General features: G+C 70.3%; 2 protein-coding genes. Both read right to left on the reverse strand.

Annotated features, from left to right (window positions below; all coding sequences use genetic code 11):
- Positions 1-136: 136 nt before the first annotated feature.
- Positions 137-1,357 carry a SatS C-terminal domain-containing protein gene (locus G6017_RS04400; protein WP_179524749.1) on the reverse strand — a complete coding sequence of 407 codons (1,221 nt, stop codon included), beginning with the start codon at positions 1,355-1,357 and terminating at the stop codon, positions 137-139.
- Positions 1,358-1,381: 24 nt separating this feature from the next.
- Positions 1,382-1,633: YbaB/EbfC family DNA-binding protein (locus tag G6017_RS04405; protein ID WP_182616125.1), on the reverse strand; the 252-nt coding region annotated here is incomplete at its 5' end.

Consider the following 1,633-nt stretch of genomic DNA (forward strand, 5'->3'; position numbering starts at 1 on the left):
CATCGAGAAGAGTGTTTCGACCGCATCGGCCGAGTGGAAATGTGCGGAACGCTCTTTTCGATGACGCCGCGCGAGGCCGGGGACGCCGGGCGAGACGGCGAGGCCGGGGAGGCCGGGCGAGGTCAGGCCAGGCGGGTCAGGCGATGTCGGGGGTGGTCATCAGGCGCTCGACGTCGTCGACCAGGTCGCGCCACTCGCCCGCCTCGTCGTCGAACGGCGCGCTGGGCTCGAGCAGCCTGGCGTCGTCCGGGTTGAGGACGTAGTGGAGGAACCGGCGCAACGAGGTTCCTCGGCCGGTGACCGCGGCCTCGAGGTCGGAGTCGCCCACGTAGTTCGCGAGGTCGGTGACCAGTTCCACGGCGAGCGCGAGCTGCCCGGAGTCGACCATCCCGGGGCCGACCTCGATGTCGCGGTCGAGGCCGGCCAGGACGTAGGTGTTGTCCTCGGTCACGTGGACGTCCAGGCTGCCGTCGATCGCCGCGATCTTGACGCGCTCGTAGGTCGCCACGTGGCTGAGCGTCTCGTCGTCGTGGTCGGCCAGGTACCGGGACAGGCCGCGGGCGCTGGTGAACACGTACGCCTGGTCCCCGTCGCCGAGGAACACCGGCCGATCGCCGAGATAGCAGCGCAGGCTCAGGTACTCCTGATCGGCGAAGATGATCTTCACGGGGTCGATCCCGACCGTCTCCCACAGCGAACCCTCCGGGTACCCGGTGGGGGCGGCCTCGGGCTCGGGCGCGGGCTCGGGGAGCGCGGCCTCAGCGGCCTCCAGGTCCGCTCGGGCGCGATCGACCTCGGCGCGCGGGACCTCGGGGGTGGTCATGACGTCCTGGATCGCGTCGAGCACGTCGTCCCAGCCCTTGGCGACGGTCTTCCGGATGGACTTCCACAGCTTCAACCCGTCCCGCCCGTAGAACTCGTCCATCCCGCGGGTGACGGCGGCGAGGATCGGGTTGCCGTTGAAGAACTTGGTGACGGTGTCCAACTCGCACACCTCGCCGATCGAGCGGGCGATGGTGAAGGACTGGTCGATCTCGTCGACCGAGGACTCCGTGGGGTTCTCGCCGAGGAGTTCGAGGACGCCGACGAGGTCGTAGCAGTTCTCGTCCGCGGCGCGGAACGCCAGCACGTCGGAGGTCGCGAACTCGTCCCAGGACGGGTGGTCCTGCAGATCATGTTGCGCGCCGCTCCGGACCAGGGCCAGGAGTTCGGCGGTCGAATCGAACGCGTAGAGGTCCTCGTCGAGGCCGAGGAACGCCTCCCAGTCGTCGTTGTCCTCCCGCCAACTGGGCGCCCAGAGGGTCGTGACGTCTCCCTCAGGGAGACCGAGCTCGATCGGGACTATGTCCTTGGCCATGCCGGTCAGCATATCCACGGCCCGTCAGCCGGTGCCACGGCCCGCCGACAGGGCACCGGCTGAGTCGTCCCCGGCGGCCTCGGCGGCCTGCGCGCGGCCGCTCACCGCGAGGGCGACCGACCCCGAGACCAGCTCGGCGCGTCGGGCGTTGGCCTGCCTGACGGCACTGGAGGTGGCCTCGAGGATGGCGGACGCCACCGTCTCGCAGCCGTGGGCGCGCAACCCGGCCGACAGTACGAGGTCGATCACCGCGCCACCGGAGTCGGCGGTGGCGGA

Source organism: Dietzia sp. B44 (genome assembly GCF_014145245.1).
Classification (GTDB): domain Bacteria; phylum Actinomycetota; class Actinomycetes; order Mycobacteriales; family Mycobacteriaceae; genus Dietzia; species Dietzia natronolimnaea.

Coding starts and splice junctions, on each gene's coding strand:
- G6017_RS04400 (WP_179524749.1), bottom strand. CDS start 1,357: ATGGCCAAGGACATAGTCCCGATCGAGCTCGGTCTCCCTGAGGGAGAC.